At 59.9% G+C, this 2,370-nt stretch carries 3 protein-coding genes; all 3 read right to left on the bottom strand.

Translation table 11 applies throughout. The features are described from left to right. Positions 1 to 271: 271 nt before the first annotated feature. Complete coding sequence (locus tag K9U40_RS22575; RefSeq protein ID WP_282639133.1) at positions 272 to 625, bottom strand: hypothetical protein; 354 nt, start codon at positions 623 to 625, stop codon at positions 272 to 274. 133 nt (positions 626 to 758) lie between these two features. After that, positions 759 to 1,838 (bottom strand): IS630 family transposase, encoded by a 1,080-nt coding sequence (locus K9U40_RS22570; RefSeq protein ID WP_282639132.1) that lies wholly within the window; start codon positions 1,836 to 1,838, stop codon positions 759 to 761. A gap of 25 nt (positions 1,839 to 1,863) precedes the next feature. Then, a complete protein-coding gene (locus tag K9U40_RS22565; protein WP_282639131.1) occupies positions 1,864 to 2,148 on the bottom strand; it encodes a PepSY domain-containing protein in 285 nt (94 codons plus the stop codon). Positions 2,149 to 2,370 lie beyond the last annotated feature (222 nt).

Here is a 2,370-nt window from a genome sequence, read left to right as displayed (position 1 = left end):
CGGGATCTGCTGAAGATAGCAATCGACGTCATCGTTCAGTGTAAGCGAATAGGTGGGCGCTTTCGGGTGACGGAGGTCTATTTCGACCCACACCGGCATCATGGAGAAGATGAATAACTTTTATTGCGGGGGAGTACATGGGCGCGTTGCTAAATCAAGTTCCGGACGGACGCGACCCCACTCTTCAGTTGTACGTGGCAGGGGCCGCCACCTACTCGATGGGGATCACTTACCACCCTCATCGGTTCCACCGCTGTGAAACCACGTTCCATCACTTTTTTTTCATCAGACTGGTGCAATCTGCCAATGAGGCAAATGGCTCGACCTTGACTGGAATCCATAATATCGCCGTTTCCTTGATATCATCAACTTCTACTAGATGCCCTTCTATAAGTGTTTTGATCGCATACGAACTTATTAGATCACCGGACTCAACTCGTATCATAATCATATTCTCAATCGCCTTCAGCTTTGCTTTCCCCACTTCAAAATTAAGGACATAACTGTCGTCATACAAAACTATTGATCCAAATTGTGCGAGTTGGCCACACAGAATGTCCACAATCTCAGTCGGTCGATTGTGGTAAAACGATGCCTCTGATAGGAAAACAGACACAGGTAACACTCCACTATCCAACTGACACACTAATTTTATTAGCCACTCGATCGTCGTAACGAAAGCTCTCGAAACACTGTCCGCCGACGTCCATTGGAGAGATCGTTCTGATTCAGGCTCGTCTTTGCAAAATGCCCGGATGCTATTGGATTGACTCCAACTCTTGGAACCCTCGGTTTCGCGCTGTGATGATGGCATCGGGGTCAGCGCGCCAGATGAAGGGCTTTGGGGTCTGGTTGTGTTCTCCGATGAAGCGGTTGATGGCTGCCTGGAGATCGACGACGGACCGGAAGACGCCATTCTGCAGCCGGCGGCGGGTCAGGATGGCGAAGAAGCCCTCGACCGCGTTCAGCCACGAACTGGACGTGGGCGAGAAGTGGAACGTCCAGCGCGGATGGCGATCAAGCCAGGCCCGCACCTTGTCGTGCTTGTGGGCGGCGTAATTGTCGAGAACGACGTGGATCAGCCTGCCGGCCGGGATGTCGCGCTCGAAGGCGTTGAGGAAGCGGATGAACTCCTGATGCCGATGGCGCTGCATGTTGCGTCCGAATACCGCGCCGGTCAGGACATCGAGCGCGGCGAACAGCGTGATCGTGCCGTTGCGCTTGTAATCGTGGGTCAGGGTGGCGCCGCGGCCTTTCTTCAGCGGCAGTCCGGGCTGGGTACGGTCGAGCGTTTGGATCTTCGACTTCTCGTCGAGGCTCAGCACCAGGGCATGGGCCGGCGGGCTGACGTAGAGCCCGACCACGTCGTTGAGCTTCTCGGCAAAGGCGGGATCGTTGGAGAGATTGAACTGCCGCCGGCGATGCGGGGCCAGGCCATGGGCCTTCCAGATCTTCTGCACCGTGGAGACCGCCAGCCCCGCGACCTTGGCCATGGCCCGCGTGGTCCAGTGGATGGCCTCATGGGACGGCGGCTTCAGCGTCATGGCGACCACGGCCGAGGCCCTGTCTGCCGCCACCGGCGGCTGGCCCGGCGGCCGCGTCTTGTCGCGCAGCAGCCCTTCGACGCCTTCCGCCATGAAGCGGGCCTGCCAGCGCCAGACGTTGATCTTCGCCGTGCCGGTCTCAGCCACGACCGCATGGGTGCCGACGTCGTCCGCGCTTATCAGCATGATCCGGGCGCGCCAGACGTGTTTCCGGGGCGTATTGCGATCCGAGACCGGAACGTCAAGCCGCCGACGGTCGGACTCATTGAGGATGAATATGATCCCGTTGCGCATGCGCCAGCTCTCCCAGATCACCCTCTCAATCGTCGTCGTTGTCGTCCCGCCCGTGGCGGATGCGCTCAAGGCTGGCGGGGTTGTATTTGGCCCTGAGGCGCGCGCCCTGCCCGTTGGTCGCCCGGACCTTGTAGCAGCCGTCGTCGGAGCGAATGGACAGGACGGTCCAGCCCTCCGCCTCGAGCTTCTTCTGGAGCACGTCGCGGGGCTGCCAGTCGGCGAGGGGCACAGTGCAGTCGCGGTCGGCCGCCGCCGGCCCTGCGGCGAGACAGACGGCGAGCAGGCAGCCTGCAAGCCATGTACTTTTCACCTTGTCGCTCTCCTCCGCACGCCCCGCGCTCAGGTAAAACACGCGGAGCTGACGCCCACCTGAACGCCGGGATACATTCTGCCGCCCCATCATCAACCGGCCGCGCTAAGATCAGGGGCCGATGAGTTTGACTCACCGGCCGCAGGTGCAAGCCCGCGCGGCGCTTGAGCGAGCCCCTCTCGGCAGCGGTCAAAGACAAAAGGCCGTTGGTATAAGTTGGCG

It is taken from the genome of Xanthobacter autotrophicus, from assembly GCF_030015065.1.
In the GTDB taxonomy this organism is placed as follows: domain Bacteria; phylum Pseudomonadota; class Alphaproteobacteria; order Rhizobiales; family Xanthobacteraceae; genus Xanthobacter; species Xanthobacter autotrophicus_D.
This window is presented reverse-complemented; position numbering and strand designations above follow the sequence as displayed.